We start from the raw sequence: 15697 nt of genomic DNA, 5'->3' as shown, positions 1-15697 counted from the left end.
TCTCGGGGGGAGTTGACATGTTCCTTGTTTCGGCATTACTGCTCGGCATTATCGGTGGATCCGTTGTCGGCACATCATCCATGGCGGGCATTCCGCTGCTCATCATCGCGGGCCTTCTTCTGGTCGGCGGGATTCGTGATCTCATTCGCGATGGCGTTCCGGTAATCGGCCGGTCGGGCAGGGCTCAGCGGTCGGGGGCGTGGCAATCGTCGCTGGCCGTGGGGACCGTCGGTTCGACCGGCGGCAGCACCGGCCCTGGCGGCACCAGCCACGGGAGTGGCGGCAGCCCGATGGGCGGGGGCGAATCGTCGAGCAGTTGCGGCGGCGGTGGCTGTGGTGGTGGCTGATTCATAAGGGAATTGCAAGGTCGCGCGGATACGGTTGACCTTGCAGTACAACGGAATCAGATCCTCGATCGGGGGAATCATGAAGGTTATCGGAGCGGCTCTTCTGCTCGCGTTGATCGGTGTGATCACTACCAACTATTCGCCGATCGCGGGCATCGCGATGCTCGCCGTCTCGGTGGTCATGTTGGTGGTCGCGTTGATCGTCGTCCAGCGAACTCCGGGCAGGTCCTTCAATTCGAAGCGGCGCTGGGGTTCGAGCGGCACCGCGGCGGGACTCGGTTCGGTCGGTTCCGGCGAATATTTCAGCGGCGGTTCCTCCGGCGGTTGCGGTGGTGGCGGAGGCGGCGGCGGAGGCGGCGGAGGCTGCTGAATCAGCCACGCTCGTAATGGTTTCCAACATTAGGAGGGGCTCATGGAATTCATCGACGTGATCGCCGCGGTGCTCGCGATTGTCGTGGCCGTTGCCGCAGTCGTGGTGCTCATCGCGGTGCCGATCGCGATCATCGGGGCTGTCAGCCGGGCGACCGATACCCCAGCCAGGAGCAACAGGCGGGTGCAACGAGCCGCGAACCTGCAGCGGGCGCGCACGCAGTCGCGGGCAAGGCGCTCGGGCTCGAGTAGTTGGAGTTCCTCCGACAGCGGTTGGTCCAGCGCCAGCGGTTGGTCGAGCGGTGGCGGTTGGTCGGGCGGTGGCGATTCCGGCTCCAGCAGTTGCGACAGCGGTAGCAGCAGCAGCTGCGGTGGGGGAAGCAGTAGTAGTTGCGGCGGTGGCAGCAGCAGTAGCTGCTGATATCTGAACGAGGTTCGTCATGATCTACGGTGCGGGAATTCTGGTCGCGCTGGTCGGCTTGATCGCAGGAAGTCATTCGTTGCCGGCCGGACTCGGCCTGCTCGGATTCGCGGCGATACTGCTGGTGACCGGTGGCGTGCTGAGTTACCGGAATGCACGTCGTATCCGGTCGAGGTACCAGCGTCTGCGGATCAGTACCGGTGGCAAGCCCGGTCGGCGCGGAATCGATGACGCGGATTCGTTGAGCCACCTCTACGGCGGGGACTACGGCGGCGGCGCCGGTGGTGGAGGTGGTGGCTGCGGCGGTGGTGGTGGGGACTGAACCGCTGGTCAGGAGACTTGATGCGTTCGATGAGGGATCATGGAGCTACGTATCGTGAGTTCGACAGTCGCAGGAGGTTCTGATGGCCACAACTCGTGCTGACCTGCGGGGGAGCAGGCTCTACCTCGCGGGGGCGGGAATTCTGGTGGTCATCGGCCTGATCGCCGCGGTGCTCGGGTCGACGTACACCGCGGTGTTCTTGATCGCGGCGCTGGTGTTCTTCGCCCTCGGCGTCACCCGGATCATGCTCGTGCCGAAACCGCGTGGGGGCGGTAAGGCCGGATGGATCGCGGCGGGCAGTGCCAGTGCCGGGTTCGCCGGGACCGGGGATGGCGGCAGTGGGTGCGGCGACGGGGGTGGCGGGGGCAGTTGCGGCGGCGGGGGTGGTTGCGGTGGCGGCGGGGGTGGGTGCTGAACTGCGCGGATCCGGCGCCGCGTGGCCGGTCGGCGATGCGGTGGTGGGAGGGGACTGAACGCGCTCGCGACCGGGACCTGGAAGGGGACCAGGTCCCGGTCGCGATGACCCGGTGTTCCGGGTCGATTCGGAGTGGTCAGCGCAGGTTGGCGAGAGCCGTGTGGACGGCTCGGCCTGCGGTAGGGTCGCCCACGGCGATGCGGGCGCTGCCGTCGGGGTAGGCCTTGGCCTTGATTCCGGCACGGCGTAGCGCTGTGGCCACGCCGGGGCCGGGTAGGTAGAGGAAGTTGGCGTAGCTGCGGGGGACGTCTATTCCGCAGGCGCGCAAGGACAGTCGCAGGATTTCCCTTTCCCGGTTGATGCGGTCGACGCGGTCGCGCAGTTCGGTGGTGGCGGCGTAGGCGGCGCGGACCGCGGCGACCGAGGTGGTGGGGATGCCGAAGGGCAGCTGCTGGTCGCGGATTCGCTGGATCAGCTTTCCTCGGCCGACGCAGTAGCCGATCCGCAGGCCTGCCAGCCCGTAGGCCTTCGAGAAGGTGCGCAGGACGAGCAGATTCGGGTGACGGTGCAGCAGGGCGTGCAGGTCGAGTCGGTCTGTCCCGTCCAGGAATTCGACGTAGGCCTCGTCGAGGAGCACGGGGACATGGCGGGGGATCGCGTCGAGGAACGAACGCACCGCGGCGGCCTCGAGTACGGTGCCGGTGGGGTTGTGGGGACGGCACAGCACGATCAGGGCGGTGCTGCGGTTCACCGCGCGACGCATCGCGGGCAGATCCTGATTGCCCGCCGGATCGAGGGGGACCGGGACGAGCGTCATCCCGGCCATTTCCGCCATGATCGGATAGCCGTCGAAAGTCGGTGTGCTGCTGAGTAGTTCACCACCGCCGAGGGCCCGCATCACCTGCATCGCGACACCGGTCGCCCCGGCGCCGACCACCACATCGTCGGGCGAGACCCCGAGGTGGTCGGCGATCACCCGCGGCAGTTCCTCCGGAAGGAAGTCCGGATACCGGTTCGCCTGGCTCAGTGCGACATTCACCGCAGTGAGCACGGAAGGCAATGGTGGAAAAGGGTTCTCGCTGAGACCGAGATCGAACAGGGTGGGAACCGCGGTGGCGTGGAACCGACGGGAGGGGGTCGTCGGTTCCGCCAGCAGACTCATCGCGCCGCCCCCCATCGGATAGCGGCCGCACCGGCGAAATCACCCGCGTGCGCGAACGCCGACAACAGCACCACCGACCCGTTGCGCAACCGGCCCGCCCGGTTCTCCGCGTCGAGGGTCACGGGAATGCCTGCGGCGAACAGGTTTCCGCACTGATCGAAGGTGTCGGGATGACGTTCGGCGGGCAGTTCCAGCGCGTCGTGCCAGTTGCGCAGGAACAGCCGGTTGGGCTGATTGGTGACGAAGGTGTCGATATCGCCGCTCTTCACCCCGATGCGTTCACACACCGCCAGCGCTACCTCCGGCACGAGCCGGTTGCCGCGCGCGAACACCTTGGTGATCTTGGATTCGGAGAAGCTCACGCACCCCTGACCCTCGCCCGGCTCCCAGTATTTGCGCGGACCGTTCGTGGAGAAATCCATATCGCCGGCGAATTCGGGATAGGTGCGGGTTTCGATATCGAGGATCGGGGCCGAATCGTCCTTGCGCAGCAGCCCGATTCCGCAGCCGTCACCGGGCACCGGCGCCTGCGCCAATTTCCGGATATCGGGCTGGGTGAACACCGGGCCCGCGCAATTCTGGGCGGCGACGATCAGCGCGGTTTTCGCGTCGCTGGTGGCCATCATCATCCGCGCCATCGCCATCATCTGGACGAATGCCGCGCAACCACTGTTGTGCACATCCAGGACCTGCGACGGATGGGCGCCGAGCCGGCGAGCCAGTTCGGGACCCGCGCCGAGCACCGGATTATCGGGCAGCTGGGTGTGGGTGATGATGATGTCGATCTCTGAGGCCAGGTCGGCCCCGTGCCGCTCGCGCAGCGACTCGAACGCCTTCTCGGCCATGTCGACGGCGGTTTCGTCGCGGCCGACATGGTGGCGACCGGTCGGCGAACGGAACATCACGTTCTTCGCCATCCGCTCCGAACGGGAGAACTGGGTGAAGTATTCGGTCGGGACGGGGTCGCCGGGCAGATAGCTCGCGACATCGACCAGACTCACCTGCGGCATATTCACTGCATCCACTCCGGCTTGATCGGCAGCCCATTGGCCGCGCGGTATTCACAAATGGCTTTGAGGTTGTCCAGCTCGAGCTGGTGTCCGGCGGAGAACATTTCCCAGAAATCGCCGACCCACACGGGGCGCTTCGGCGGTGCTGTTTCGGGATAACCGTTCTCGTCGTAGAAGGGGTGCTTGCAATTGATCCAGGTGACCACCGAACCCGGCTTGTTGAACACCACCTGGGCGTCGACCACCCGCATCAGATAGATCATCCAGAGGTGCTCGGACTGATCCCACGCGCAGTGATAGTCGACGGTCATCGCGTCGGAATGGGCGACGGTGCGGGTGAAACACTTGGTCGCGTCACCGAGGCGGTCGTAGGCCAGCCACAGGCCGGGCTCCTCGGTTTCGACGAATCCGCGCAGGCTGTAGGTCCATTCCTCGAGCGAACGGGTGTCGGCGAGGTATTCGTAGACCTCACGCGGTGGCGCGGCGATATAGGTCTGCACGGGGCAGTAGTCGCCGAAGACCTGCTCGTGCGGATAGACCGAACGCAGCATGTCCATGATGATCGGCGTGGTGGTCTCCCGGTCGGAGTTCTCGATCCGGATGACGCCGGGCACCACCTCCTCGGGGATGTCGGACAGGGCTGGCAGGGCGCTGGTGGTCACGGGGTGCTCCTGGATTCGAGGGCTGACAAGAAGGGCAGAAAGGGTGGGACTTCGTCTGGGTCGCAGAGGATTTCGAGGAACGCGGGTCCGGGGGCGGCGAAGCTGCGTTCCAGCGCCTCGGCCAGTTGTGCGGGTTCGGCGACGGTGTGGGCGGGCAGGCCGGGGAACATGGCCGCGAGGCCCGCACCCAGGTGCGATGGCTGAAAACGATTGAAGCTGTAGCGATCCTGGTAGTAGAGCTGTTCTCGGGTGACGCACATGGCGTGCGCGTTGTTGTTGAACACCACGAACGTGATGGGCAGGTTGTGTTCGATCGCGGTGTGAATCTCCATGCCGTGCATGAAGAACGAGCCGTCACCTGCGATGACGACGGTGCGGTGCGCGCCGTCGGGTGCGGCGCGGCGGGCGAACGCGGAACCGATACCCGCGCCGAAGGCGTAACCCATGCCGCCCATCCCGAGTGCGACCGTGAAGCGCCCGCCCTCGGGTACCCGTAGGTAATGCACCACGGACGCGCCGGTGTTACCCGCATCGGCGAAAATATCCGCGCCGGCGGGCAGTGCGCGCTGAATCGCCTCGACGACGGTGCGGTAGCGCAGGCCGGGGCCTGCGGCTTCCGGGACGGTCATCGGGGTGAGCCGGGGCGCCTGAGCGGAGGCTTCGGAGCTGCTCGGCTCGGCGATGCCCGCCAGCAGTGTGGTGATGGTGGCGGCGAGGTCTGTGCTGGTGGCGTGAGTGGCAGGCAGGTAGGGCGGTAGCGCGCCGATGCTGAGGACCGGGAGTTCGGCGAGTGCCGCGTCGAGACCGGCGCGGGCGGTGATCGGAAGGCGGGTGCCGACCAGCAGGCAGGCGCTCGCCGCGGAAAGCGCTTCGACCAGCTCCGCATGCCCCATGGCGCCCGCGACACCGCAGTAACCGGGCCCCGTATTGGAGTACACGTCCTTGGCGTCGGGGGCAAGGCCGATCGAGGCGTCCAGTGCCGCGACCAGCTCGGCGAGTTCCGCGCGGGCATCGTCGCGAGCGATCTGATCACCGGCGACGATCACGACCTTGCCGACGCGCCTGGCTTCGGCGAGGTCGGCGGCGATGGTGTGCGCGGGCGCGAGAACGGACACAGAGCTGATTCGGCCGAGTTCGGGCCGCTCTCCCGCTGAGCTGGGGAGAACACTCACCGAGGCAATCGGCGGGTCCTGGGTCGAGCTGTCGGGTAAGACCGGCATCGACTGCTGCTGAACATCTTTCGGAATCAACAGCACCGCAGGCCCGCCTGCCTCCGCCGCCGCGATCGCCGCGGCGAGCTGGGCGGGCAACTCGGCCGGATCGGTCACCCGGGCGCAATACCGGCTGATCGTCGCGAAAAGCGCGGTGGCGTCGATGGAATCGGCCAAGCCGCTCGAATCCTGAAACGCACCGAGCCCTTCGAGGGCGGTCGGTGGCTGACCGACCAACGCCAGCACCGGCACTCGCGAGGTGTACGACTCAGCAAGTCCGGCAACGAGATTCACCGCTCCGCCACCCGAGGTGGCAGCGACGACCCCCAGCCCGCCGGTGCTGCGCGCGTACCCGTCAGCCATCGTCGCGGCCGAGAATTCGTGTTTGGCGACGATCCCGGCAGGCGAACCGCCCGCATCGAAGATCGCGTCGTACAGGTCCTCGATATTGGCGCCGTCCACGCCGAAGATCTGGGTGATTCCCCGGTCGGCTACCGTCCGTACCAGGTAGTCCACGACTCTGTCCGGCATCGGCCCTCCTTCTCCGCGACGAAATGTGACGCTGTCGTTCACCGCGTCTATCGGGAACTACGAGGCACGCCGACGGGGAGTTCAGAGGGTGGGCGAAAACCACCCCTTGTGTGTACGTACACTTATACGTATAGTGAGTTCATGCCCAACAAGACGATCTACGTAGCCGACGACGATCTCCCCGTGTTCCAGCGGGCGCAGGAGCTCGTCGGCGGAAACCTCTCCAGCACCGTGGTCAGCGCGCTGCGCAGGCTCATCGAGCTGGAAGAAGGCCGTGAGGCCGGCTTCGAGGAGATCACGTTGCAGGTGGGTCGCGACGGTGTCCGGCAGGTGCGCTTCCAGGGCACACTGCTGGGCGAATGGCGCGATGCCGACGACAAGCAGGCGCTGCACCAGGCGGTGTATCGCAGTCGCAAGGGCAAGCTCGTGCTCTACACGCACTCGGCGAAGTGGGAGGACTACCCGACCGGTGAGGCCGCCGGTGAGATGAAGGAATGGAAGTACTGGCGCCGCATGTTCGGCATCGGCAACGCACCCTGGGATTGGGGCGACTACGACTACGAGATCCTCGATGACCTGAAGGATCTGAAGGATCGCGTCCCGGACAAGCTCTACCGCAAGGTCGAGGACATGACCGCGCATCCCAAGGTCGAGGAACTCGACATCTAAATCCTTTCGGCGACAACCACATACCCAACCCGAGCACCGCAGCCCCTGGGGGCTGTGTGGATCAAACATGCACTTATTCGCACCAATGAATGTAATCTTCTGGAAAGGGACGACCATGGTCAACTCGGCCATCACCGCACGCGGCCTGCACAAGGCCTACGGCGAACACACGGTCCTCGACGGCATCGACATCACCGTCGCGCAGGGCACGATCTTCTCCCTGCTCGGCCCCAACGGTGCGGGCAAGACCACCACCGTGCAGATCCTCACCACGCTGATCGGCGCCGACGCGGGCGAGATCACCGTCGGCGGCCACGACGTGGTGACCGACGCCGCCGGAGTGCGGCGCATGATCGGTGTCACCGGGCAGTTCGCGGCGGTCGACGAACTGCTGACCGGTCGCGAGAACCTGCAGATGATGGGCGACCTGAATCACCTGCCGAAGCGCGAAACCCGAAGTCTGGCAACCGAACTGCTGGAACGCTTCGACCTGGTCGAGGCGGCCGACAAGCCCGCGAGTACCTACTCCGGCGGCATGACGCGCAGGCTCGACCTCGCGATGACGCTGGTGGGCAACCCGCAGGTGATCTTCCTCGACGAACCGACCACCGGTCTCGACCCGCGCAGCCGACGCGCCATCTGGGACATCATCCGCGCCCTGGTCGACGACCTCGGCGTGACCGTCTTCCTCACCACCCAGTATCTGGAGGAGGCCGACCACCTGGCCGACCGCATCGCGGTGCTCGACCACGGCCAGATCGTCGCCGAAGGCACTGCGGCAGAACTGAAACGGCTGATCCCCGGCGGCCACATCCGCATCGATTTCAGCGAACAAGCCGCCCTCGACGCCGCCCGCTCCGCGTTCGGCGCCACCGCCCAGGTACTCGAGGGCAGCGACGGGCTCACCCTCGCGGTGCCGGGCGACGGTGGCGTGCGCTCGCTGCGCGCGGTGCTCGACGTGCTCGATGCCGAAAACATCGAAGCGGGCGGCATTTCCGTGCACACCCCGAACCTCGACGACGTCTTCCTCACCCTCACCGGCCGCACCACCACCGAGCAGGAGTCACTGCGATGACCACCCAGACCAAGTCCGCCTCGTACGTTTTCGCCGACACGATGACGATGTTGCGGCGCAACTTGATTCACGCCAAACGCTATCCGAGCATGGTCTTCAGCATCATCATCATGCCGACCGTGCTGCTGGTGATCTTCAACTTCGTGTTCGGCGGAGCGCTGGAGAAGTCGTCGGGCGGCAACTACATCGATTATCTGACGCCCGGCATGATGCTGATGCTGCCCGCGTACATGACGGTGTCGGTGGCGGTGTCGATCGCCAGTGATGCGAGCAAGGGCATCGTGAATCGCTTTCGGGTGATGTCGATTTCGCGGTCGTCGATGCTCACCGGGCAGGTGCTCGGCTCGCTGCTGCAGGCGGTCGGCGGTATCGCCGTGATGACCGGCGTGGCGCTGCTGATCGGGTTCCGGCCCAACGCCGATGTCGTCGAGTGGGTCGCCGCGCTCGGTCTGCTCGTGCTGGTGACCTTCGCCTTCTCCTGGCTCGCCATCGCACTCGGGCTGATCTCGCCCACCGTCGAAAGTGCCAGCAACGCACCGTTTCCGATCATCTTGATGCCGTTTCTCGGCAGCGGCCTGGTAGCCACCGACACCATGCCGGTCGGGTTGCGCCAGTTCGCCGAATACCAGCCCTTCACGCCCATCACCGAAACTCTGCGCGGGCTGCTGATGGGCACCGAGATCGGCAGCAACGGCTGGGTCTCCCTTGCCTGGTGCGCGGTGATCGCGGGCGGCGGTTTCCTCTGGTCCAAGTCGATCTTCAGCAAGCAAGCGAAATAGCCTGTCGCGCAAACGGTCCGGTCTCCACTGAAGGAGACCGGACCATTTGTGTGATCAGACGTCGGCGACCAATATGGTCCGCCCGGAATCGACCGAGGTGATCTCCACCTTGCTGATCGCATCCGGCGGAGCGTCGATGGTGCGATCCACCGTCAGCTCGGTACCGGGGCCCGCGGGCCACTGGTCGAGTTCGAACCGCTGCTCACCCGCGGTCACCACCAGGCCGTAGGTGTGGGTGTAGCTGGAACCGTAGGCGCTCGGCGCGTAACGGCAGGTCATCACCAGGCGCGTGCGGTCACCGTCGGCAACGAGTTTCACCTGCGCGCTCACCGGCGTCTGCTCCACCGCCTGCATCTGCTGTTCGGCGACGATCTGCTCGGTCGGGGTGTCCGAACCGGCGACATTCATCGTCACCGGAATCGCGATCGCCACCGCGGCCGCGGCAGCCGCCACCGCGCTCCCGACACCTACCCAGCGCCTGCGCTTGCGTCGCCGTTCGGCAGCCGCGGCCAGCGACGGGATCAGATCGGGGACCTGCGGTGCGAGCGGTTCCGGCGCGGCGATCATCGACAGCGCGGTATCGCGGTCGACCAACCCGAGCATGCCGGGCATCCCGGACAGTTCGGCCACCGCCTGCTGGCAGTGCGCGCAATCGGTCAGGTGCGTTTCGTATTCGCGCCGCTCGGCGGCACCGAGCGAACCGAGGACATAGGCAGCGTCCCAGGTGCTGTACTCGTCAGCGAGGTCGGTCATCGGTTCGTCACCCCCATCTCCTGTAGCGCCAGTCGCATGGCACGCATGCCGTAGTGCAGGCGTGATTTCACCGTCCCCGGTGGGATACCCAGTTCGTCGGCGATCTGGGCCATACCGAGGCCGCGATAGTAGGCCCGCACGATCACCTCGCGATGATCCGGACTCAACGTGTTCAGCGCGTCGGCGACCAGCCAGCCGTCGAGCGCGCGATCCGATTGATCGGGGCTCGCCTGCTCCGGCAGGGTATCGGTGCCGAATTCGCGGCGGTTGCGCGCACTGCGGTGTTCGTCGACCGCGAGATTACGTGCCACGGTGAACAACCAGGCGCGCGGCGAGGTATCGGTCTGTTCCAGCACGGCGGGACGCTGCCAGGCGCGCAGCAGGGTTTCCTGCACGATGTCCTCGGCCCGGCCCGGATCGCGCACCAACCCGAGGGTGAAGCGCCACAGTGCGGGTGCGTGCTCGGCGTAGAGCGCGCGCATCAATTCGTCGCGACCGTCGTTCATCGGCGGCCCTGGTCACTGCTCGTCGTAATTCATGTGTACTCCTGCTCGTCTACAGGAGTAACGGAGTCAGTTGCGTTCGAGTTCAATCGGGTGCGTGGCGAGCAGAGCCAGCGGCAACGGCTGACGGCGCAGCACCGCCGACCACAGGTCGTGGCGGTCGGTGGCGATCGGATCCGACGGCAGCGCCGACACCACGATCCAGTCGTCGTTGTCGAGTTCGCCGTCGAGCTGGCCCATCGACCAGCCCGCGTACCCGGCAAAGATCCGCAGCTGCTCGACGAGCGGGCCGATCTCGGCGGGGTCGGCGTCCAGATCGACCAGCACCACCCGCCCGTCCACCCGGCGCAGGCCACGGATATCGGAGATGTCGACACCCGCGCGCAGCACCGCGAGGCACAGCGCGGCGTCGCGTTTGACCGGACCGCCGATATAGAGGTCGGTCGGTGCGGCGGCCAGATGGGCCCAGGCGGGCAGCACATCCACCACCGGGGTCTCGCTCGGCCGGTTCAGCACCACGCCGAGACTGCCCGCGTCGTTGTGTTCGATCACGTACACGACGGTGCGTCGAAAAGTGGGTTCCACCAGGTCTATCGCGGACACCAGCAGGTTGCCCGCGCGCACGCCCGCCGCGGGCTGACCGCGCCGCCGATCGTCGCCGTGCCCGTCGCGAGTCCGGCGCTCGTCCGGGTCGTCTCCGCCTGCCACCGAGCCATCATCGCATTTTCGGCGGCGGTGCGCGCTTCCCGTGGACCGGATCGGAACCGGAATTTCATCCCGCGCGCACGCCACGGATCGCCCGGTAGGGTCGCGCTATGCACTCGCCCGCCGTCCTGCTCGACGACAACGATGCCGTGTACGACTACTACCTGCGGCATCAGCAGAACAGGTGGAAGGCGCTGGCCTCGTACGCGGTGCTGGCCCGGCGATTCCAGCCGCGGGTCCGGTTCGCCGAGGGCGCGAAACAGCAGTTGAAGGCACTGGTCCGCAGCGGGCGGCCGGTGATCTACGCGATCAACCATCTCTCGACCAGCGACCCGTACACGGTCGCGGCGACGGCGTGGCGCTCGCCGTTGCGTTCCAAGATCGGGCGGGTGCGGGTGCTCGCCAAGGACGAGCTTTTCCTCGATCCCGAGCAGCGGCGCAAAGTGGACATGATGGGCGGGATTCCGGTGTTCCGCGGCAAGGATCACGGCATCCGGGCGGTCAATGCCGCAGGTCAGCGCATGATGGATGTGTGCGCGCAGCGGTTGGCCGCCGGTGATCACCTCGCGATCTTCCCCGAGGGCACCTGCAATGAGGTAGATCACACCAAGGTGCAGGCGGTGGGCAGCGGAATCGGGCATATCGCGTTCCGCGCGGCCAAGCTGGACGCCGCACCGGCGATGATCGCCATCGGCATGAATTACGGGAGCTACGAGGCCGGTGTCGCACCCACCGCGGCGGAGGTCGTGTCGGGCGTCGCCTACTTCCGGGCGCCGATCCTGGAACTGCCGCAGCGGCCCGCCGACATCGCCAGGCTCGTCAAGGAAGAGCTGCAACTGGCCGTCGACGGTGCCGTCGCGAATTACTGAGGCAGGCCGAACAACTCCCTGGCCCGCTGCGGGACGTAGGCGATGTAGTCGGGGTGGGTGGTGATGAAATGCAGGACCACCGGGCACATCGGCAAAACGCTGTAGCCCTCTTCTCTGCTGGCGTCCAGTGTTGCCTCGACCAGGACATTCGCCAGTCCGCGGCCTTCGAAACGTGGGTAGATCTCGGTGTGGACGAGGGCGCGTTCGTCGCCGGTGTCCTGGTATTCGATGTAGCCGGCGGGGTGACCGTCGGTGGTGAGTTCGAACCGCTCGAGGGCGGTGTTCTTGCGGACCTCGGTCGCCATACAATGACGCTACCGCCTTCACAGGGACAACCCACTGATCAAATGAGAACATGGGTAACTCCCCAGCCACCTCCGAGCGGCCGCAAACTTGACGTGAGGCCGAGAGCGAACGGTCGAGCTCGATACGACACGCTGAATACGCGAAAGAGGCGCAACAGCGGAGAGGCGGAACAGAACTGATGAGTCGTGTGCCGGTTGTTGTGCTTGCTCCGGACAAGTTCAAGGGGTCCCTTTCGGCGCCTGAAGTTGCTGAGGCACTCAGGCGGGGGATTTCTCGGCGGGCGCCCAAGGCGCAGGTGCGGTGTGTGCCGGTGGCCGATGGTGGGGACGGGATGGTCGACGCTTTCGTCGCGTCCGGGTGGACGCGGGTGGAAGTGGAGGCGCCTGGGCCGACCGGCGAGCCTTCGACGGCGGTGTACGCGGTGCGTGGGGACACCGCGGTGGTGGAGTTGGCCGTTGCGGTGGGGCTGGTGAAACTGCCGGGTGGGCGGCTCGATCCGCTGCGCGCCGACACCTTCGGGCTGGGTGTGGTGATCGCGCACGCGCTCGACGCGGGGGCGCGCGAGATCGTGATCGGGCTCGGCGGCAGCGCCTCGACCGATGGTGGGTCCGGGTTGTTGCGGGCGCTCGGGCTGCGGTTGCTCGATCAGCAGGGTGTCGAATTGGCGGGATACGGGGATGTGTCCGCGATGCTCGAACAGGTTGTCTCGGTGGATCGAGGCGGATTGCATCCTGCTGTCTCGACGGCGCGATTCACGTTGGCCTGCGATGTGGACAACCCGTTGCTCGGGCCCGCTGGTGCGGTGGCGGTGTACGCGCCACAGAAGGGCGCCACCGCTCGGCAGATGACGAAACTCGAAGCGGGACTGACCAATTGGGCGGCGGTGCTGGGCACCGGGTACGCCGAGATCGGTGGGGCCGGCGCCGCGGGCGGGACCGGGTTCGGGGCGCTCGCGGTATTGGGAGCGCAGGTGCGCAGCGGGATCGATGTGCTGCTCGAGCTGCTGGAATTCACGGCACTGCTCGACGAGGCCACGCTGGTCGTCACCGGTGAGGGTTCACTCGATCACCAGAGCATGCACGGGAAAGCGCCCGTCGGGGTGGCGGCGGCGGCGAAGCGGGCGCGGGTGCCGGTGATCGCGGCGGTGGGGCGAACTCTGTTGTCGTCCGGGGAGATTCGCGCCGCCGGGTTCGCCGCGTGCTATCCGCTCAGCGATCTGGAGCCCGATCCGGCGCGGTCGATCAGTGCCGCGGCGGAGCTGCTCGAGCGGATCGGCGAGAGAATCGCCGTGGAGCACTTGTAGTCGGCGAGCGTTCTACAGCGCGACGCGTGCGGCCTGCGGCTCGGCGATGCGCGGCGGCTGGGTTACGGCGGCCAGTTCCGAACGGTGGCTGTTGCCCCAGGTCTCCAGCGGTTCCAACGCGAGGCGCAGGGTTTCGCCCAGCGGGGTGAGCGAGTACTCCACGCGCGGGGGAATCTCGGGGAAGATCTCGCGATGCACCACACCGGTGCTCTCCAGGTGCCGCAGGTTCTCGGCGAGCACCTTCTCGCTCACGCCGTCGAGCAGCCGCCGGATCTGCCCGAACCGCTGCGGTCCGTCGCCGAGCACCCACATCAGGTGCAGCTTCCACTTACCGCCGACCACGTCGATGGCCAGGCTCATGCCGCATACATCGTGATCTGCGTCACTACTCATCGTCGCCACACCCTTCTGACCGTATTTCGAACCTCTAGGTAAGCAACCGCACCACAACGTTCGGTCTTCCCGACGATACCCGGGCCGACCACCATGGAAAGCGACACCGAATCACCCAGTCTCGAAAAGTGAAGGGCCACAACATGTCTGACAAATCCGTTTCCGTCCTCGGCCTCGGCCCGATGGGTCAGTCCATGGTCAAGGCGTTCCTCGGGGCGGGCGTCGAGGTGACGGTGTGGAATCGCAGCACCGCCAAGGTCGACGCCATGGTGGCGCTGGGTGCCAAGCGCGCCGAGACCGTCGCCGAGGCGCTCGACGCCAACGAGGTCTCCGTGCTCAGCCTGACCCACTACGACGCCATGTACGACGTGCTCGGCCAGGCGATCGACCACCTGCCGGGCAAGGTCATCGCCAACCTGTCCTCGGATTCCCCGGAGAAGGCGCGGGCAGGTGCGAAGTGGGTCCGTGAGCGCGGCGCCGAGTTCTTCTCCGGCGGTGTGATGTCGGCGGGCGACAATATCGCCCATCCCGCGTCCTACATCTTCTACAGCGGCCCGAAGCCGGTGTTCGACGCGCACGCCGAACTCCTGCGCCCGCTGAGCCCTCAGGAATACCTCGGCACCGACGACGGCCTCGCCCAGGTCTTCTACCAGGCACTTCTCACGATTTTCCATCCGTGGCTGCTGGCCTTCGACCAGGCCACCGCGGTGATCGCGAAGTCCGGCCACGACATCGCCCAGTTCGTCCCGTTCGCGGTCCGTGCCAGCGAGGCGTTCCCCTACTTCATGGAACAGTTCTCCGTCGCGAACCAGAACGGCGGCTGGGCCGACTTGGCCAGCCTGAAGATGATGGACGCGGGCGCCCAGCACATCATCGACGCCAGCGAGGAAGTCGGCGTCGACGCGGGGTTCTCCCACCTCGCCCAGTCGTACTGGCGCAAGGCCATCGCCGCGAGTGAGGCTGCGGGCGAACCGGTTTCGACCTACGCCCTGATGCTGGGCAAGGCCTCCTGATGCCGGGCCGATCCGTCACCGTGATCGGGCTCGGGCTCGGCCCGATGGGGCAGCAGATCGTGCGCACCTATCTCGCGGCCGGAGTCGCGGTGACGGTCTGGAACCGCACCCCGGAGAAGGCCGACGGGCTCGGCGCCGAGCGCGCCGACTCGATCGCCGAAGCGGTGGCGGCGGCCGAGCTCATCGTGCTCAGCCTGACCCACTACGACGCGATGGACGCGGTCCTCGATTCCGTTGATCTGACCGGCAAGGTCGTGGTCAACCTGTCCTCGGATTCCCCACAGCGCACCAGGGAAGGCGCGGCGTTCGTCCGGGCCCGAGGTGGTGAGTTTCTCGCCGGTGGGGTGATGGCTCAGCCCGAAGAGCTCGCAGGCTCGTCGGCCTACATCTTCTACAGCGGGCTCCCGGAAGTCTTCGAGGCGCAGCGAGAGTTGTTGCGGCCCTTGGCGGCAGCGGAATATCTGGGTGCCGACGACGGCGCGGCCCAGGTCTACTACCAGGCGATGCTGGCCCTGTTCCTGCCGCTGCTGCTCGGCTACGAACAGGCGCTGGCGATCATCGAGCGGTCCGGCTCCGAGATCGCTCGGTTCCTGCCCTACGCCCAGCGCTCACTGGGCAGTCTCGGCGACCTGTACGCCGCGTGGGCGGGGATGGCAGCGGACGGCGGCCTCGCTGATGCGGCCTACCTGCGGATGATGGCGGCCGGTGCGCGGCACGTCGTGGAGACCGGCACCGCCGTCGGCGTGGATACCGTGCTGGCGGAATCGGTTTCGTCCTTCTGGGACCGAGCCGTCGGCACGTCGGCCTCGACATTTCAGCTGCTTCGCCGATGACACACCGAAACCGTCCGGCACAGTTGCTGCCGGACGGTTCGGTCGT

General features: G+C 66.6%; 20 protein-coding genes and 1 pseudogene. 12 read left to right on the top strand and 9 right to left on the bottom strand.

The window, feature by feature from the left end; genetic code table 11:
- Positions 1-17: 17 nt before the first annotated feature.
- From ACFWUP_RS25425 to ACFWUP_RS25405, 5 genes are all read left to right on the top strand, one after another.
- Complete coding sequence (locus ACFWUP_RS25425; RefSeq protein WP_379238369.1) at positions 18-347, top strand: hypothetical protein; 330 nt, start codon at positions 18-20, stop codon at positions 345-347.
- A 79-nt stretch (positions 348-426) separates the two neighbouring features.
- Positions 427-717 carry a hypothetical protein gene (locus ACFWUP_RS25420; protein WP_379238367.1) on the top strand — a complete coding sequence of 97 codons (291 nt, stop codon included), beginning with the start codon at positions 427-429 and terminating at the stop codon, positions 715-717.
- A 42-nt stretch (positions 718-759) separates the two neighbouring features.
- Complete coding sequence (locus ACFWUP_RS25415; RefSeq protein ID WP_379238365.1) at positions 760-1137, top strand: hypothetical protein; 378 nt, start codon at positions 760-762, stop codon at positions 1135-1137.
- Positions 1138-1156: 19 nt separating this feature from the next.
- On the top strand, positions 1157-1459 hold the full coding sequence (locus ACFWUP_RS25410) for a hypothetical protein (RefSeq protein WP_379238363.1): 303 nt from the start codon (positions 1157-1159) through the stop codon (positions 1457-1459).
- Between the two features lie 82 nt (positions 1460-1541).
- Entirely contained in the window at positions 1542-1874 is a 333-nt protein-coding gene (locus ACFWUP_RS25405; RefSeq protein ID WP_379238362.1) for a hypothetical protein, read from the top strand.
- A gap of 136 nt (positions 1875-2010) precedes the next feature.
- Here ACFWUP_RS25405 and ACFWUP_RS25400 read toward each other — a convergent pair whose 3' ends face one another.
- The 4 genes from ACFWUP_RS25400 to ACFWUP_RS25385 are packed head-to-tail and all read right to left on the bottom strand — an operon-like array spanning position 2011 to position 6450.
- Positions 2011-3036, bottom strand: coding sequence for a pyridoxal phosphate-dependent aminotransferase (locus ACFWUP_RS25400; RefSeq protein ID WP_379238360.1), 1026 nt, complete (start codon positions 3034-3036; stop codon positions 2011-2013).
- A complete protein-coding gene (locus tag ACFWUP_RS25395) occupies positions 3033-4046 on the bottom strand; it encodes a 3-oxoacyl-ACP synthase III family protein (protein ID WP_379238499.1) in 1014 nt (337 codons plus the stop codon). Before ACFWUP_RS25395 ends, ACFWUP_RS25400 begins: the two co-directional genes overlap by 4 nt.
- Positions 4047-4048: 2 nt before the next feature.
- Positions 4049-4708, bottom strand: coding sequence for an SRPBCC family protein (locus ACFWUP_RS25390; protein WP_379238358.1), 660 nt, complete (start codon positions 4706-4708; stop codon positions 4049-4051).
- Complete coding sequence (locus ACFWUP_RS25385; protein WP_379238356.1) at positions 4705-6450, bottom strand: thiamine pyrophosphate-binding protein; 1746 nt, start codon at positions 6448-6450, stop codon at positions 4705-4707. Before ACFWUP_RS25385 ends, ACFWUP_RS25390 begins: the two co-directional genes overlap by 4 nt.
- Before the next feature lie 141 nt (positions 6451-6591).
- Between ACFWUP_RS25385 and ACFWUP_RS25380 the strand changes: the two genes are divergently transcribed.
- The 3 genes from ACFWUP_RS25380 (at position 6592) to ACFWUP_RS25370 (ending at position 8973) form a co-directional block, all read left to right on the top strand.
- Positions 6592-7119, top strand: coding sequence for an EXLDI protein (locus ACFWUP_RS25380; protein WP_379238354.1), 528 nt, complete (start codon positions 6592-6594; stop codon positions 7117-7119).
- 115 nt (positions 7120-7234) lie between these two features.
- Positions 7235-8194, top strand: coding sequence for an ATP-binding cassette domain-containing protein (locus ACFWUP_RS25375; protein ID WP_379238352.1), 960 nt, complete (start codon positions 7235-7237; stop codon positions 8192-8194).
- The gene (locus ACFWUP_RS25370) at positions 8191-8973 is read left to right on the top strand and encodes an ABC transporter permease (RefSeq protein WP_379238350.1); all 783 of its coding nucleotides are present in this window, start codon (positions 8191-8193) and stop codon (positions 8971-8973) included. Before ACFWUP_RS25375 ends, ACFWUP_RS25370 begins: the two co-directional genes overlap by 4 nt.
- 54 nt (positions 8974-9027) lie before the next feature.
- Here ACFWUP_RS25370 and ACFWUP_RS25365 read toward each other — a convergent pair whose 3' ends face one another.
- The 3 genes from ACFWUP_RS25365 to ACFWUP_RS25355 all read right to left on the bottom strand — a co-directional run bounded on the left by ACFWUP_RS25365 (position 9028) and on the right by ACFWUP_RS25355 (position 10937).
- Complete coding sequence (locus ACFWUP_RS25365; RefSeq protein WP_379238348.1) at positions 9028-9726, bottom strand: zf-HC2 domain-containing protein; 699 nt, start codon at positions 9724-9726, stop codon at positions 9028-9030.
- Positions 9723-10232, bottom strand: a complete 510-nt coding sequence (locus tag ACFWUP_RS25360; protein WP_379238346.1) for a sigma-70 family RNA polymerase sigma factor — start codon at positions 10230-10232, stop codon at positions 9723-9725. Before ACFWUP_RS25360 ends, ACFWUP_RS25365 begins: the two co-directional genes overlap by 4 nt.
- 66 nt (positions 10233-10298) lie before the next feature.
- Positions 10299-10937, bottom strand: a complete 639-nt coding sequence (locus tag ACFWUP_RS25355; protein WP_379238344.1) for a YqgE/AlgH family protein — start codon at positions 10935-10937, stop codon at positions 10299-10301.
- A gap of 107 nt (positions 10938-11044) precedes the next feature.
- Here ACFWUP_RS25355 and ACFWUP_RS25350 point away from each other — a divergent pair, with 107 nt between their 5' ends.
- Positions 11045-11803 (top strand): lysophospholipid acyltransferase family protein, encoded by a 759-nt coding sequence (locus tag ACFWUP_RS25350; RefSeq protein WP_379238342.1) that lies wholly within the window; start codon positions 11045-11047, stop codon positions 11801-11803.
- Here the strand turns inward: ACFWUP_RS25350 and ACFWUP_RS25345 are convergent.
- A complete protein-coding gene (locus ACFWUP_RS25345; protein WP_379238340.1) occupies positions 11797-12108 on the bottom strand; it encodes a GNAT family N-acetyltransferase in 312 nt (103 codons plus the stop codon). The genes ACFWUP_RS25350 and ACFWUP_RS25345 overlap by 7 nt on opposite strands.
- A 179-nt stretch (positions 12109-12287) precedes the next feature.
- Between ACFWUP_RS25345 and ACFWUP_RS25340 the strand changes: the two genes are divergently transcribed.
- A complete protein-coding gene (locus ACFWUP_RS25340) occupies positions 12288-13412 on the top strand; it encodes a glycerate kinase (protein WP_379238338.1) in 1125 nt (374 codons plus the stop codon).
- 12 nt (positions 13413-13424) lie between these two features.
- On the opposite strand, the gene ACFWUP_RS25335 is transcribed toward ACFWUP_RS25340, so the two are convergent.
- A complete protein-coding gene (locus ACFWUP_RS25335; RefSeq protein WP_379238336.1) occupies positions 13425-13805 on the bottom strand; it encodes a winged helix-turn-helix transcriptional regulator in 381 nt (126 codons plus the stop codon).
- Positions 13806-13891: 86 nt separating this feature from the next.
- On the opposite strand from ACFWUP_RS25335, the pseudogene ACFWUP_RS25330 reads away from it, so the two are divergent.
- A pseudogene (locus ACFWUP_RS25330) lies at positions 13892-14818 on the top strand (NAD(P)-dependent oxidoreductase); the annotation flags it as partial.
- On the top strand, positions 14818-15651 hold the full coding sequence (locus tag ACFWUP_RS25325) for an NAD(P)-dependent oxidoreductase (protein WP_379238334.1): 834 nt from the start codon (positions 14818-14820) through the stop codon (positions 15649-15651). The pseudogene ACFWUP_RS25330 and the gene ACFWUP_RS25325, both read left to right, overlap by 1 nt.
- Positions 15652-15697 lie beyond the last annotated feature (46 nt).

The sequence above is a fragment of the Nocardia sp. NPDC058658 genome (genome assembly GCF_042716665.1).
Classification (GTDB): Bacteria; Actinomycetota; Actinomycetes; order Mycobacteriales; family Mycobacteriaceae; genus Nocardia.
The sequence above is the reverse complement of the archived record's forward strand: the minus strand, read 5'-3'. Positions and strand labels throughout refer to the sequence as shown.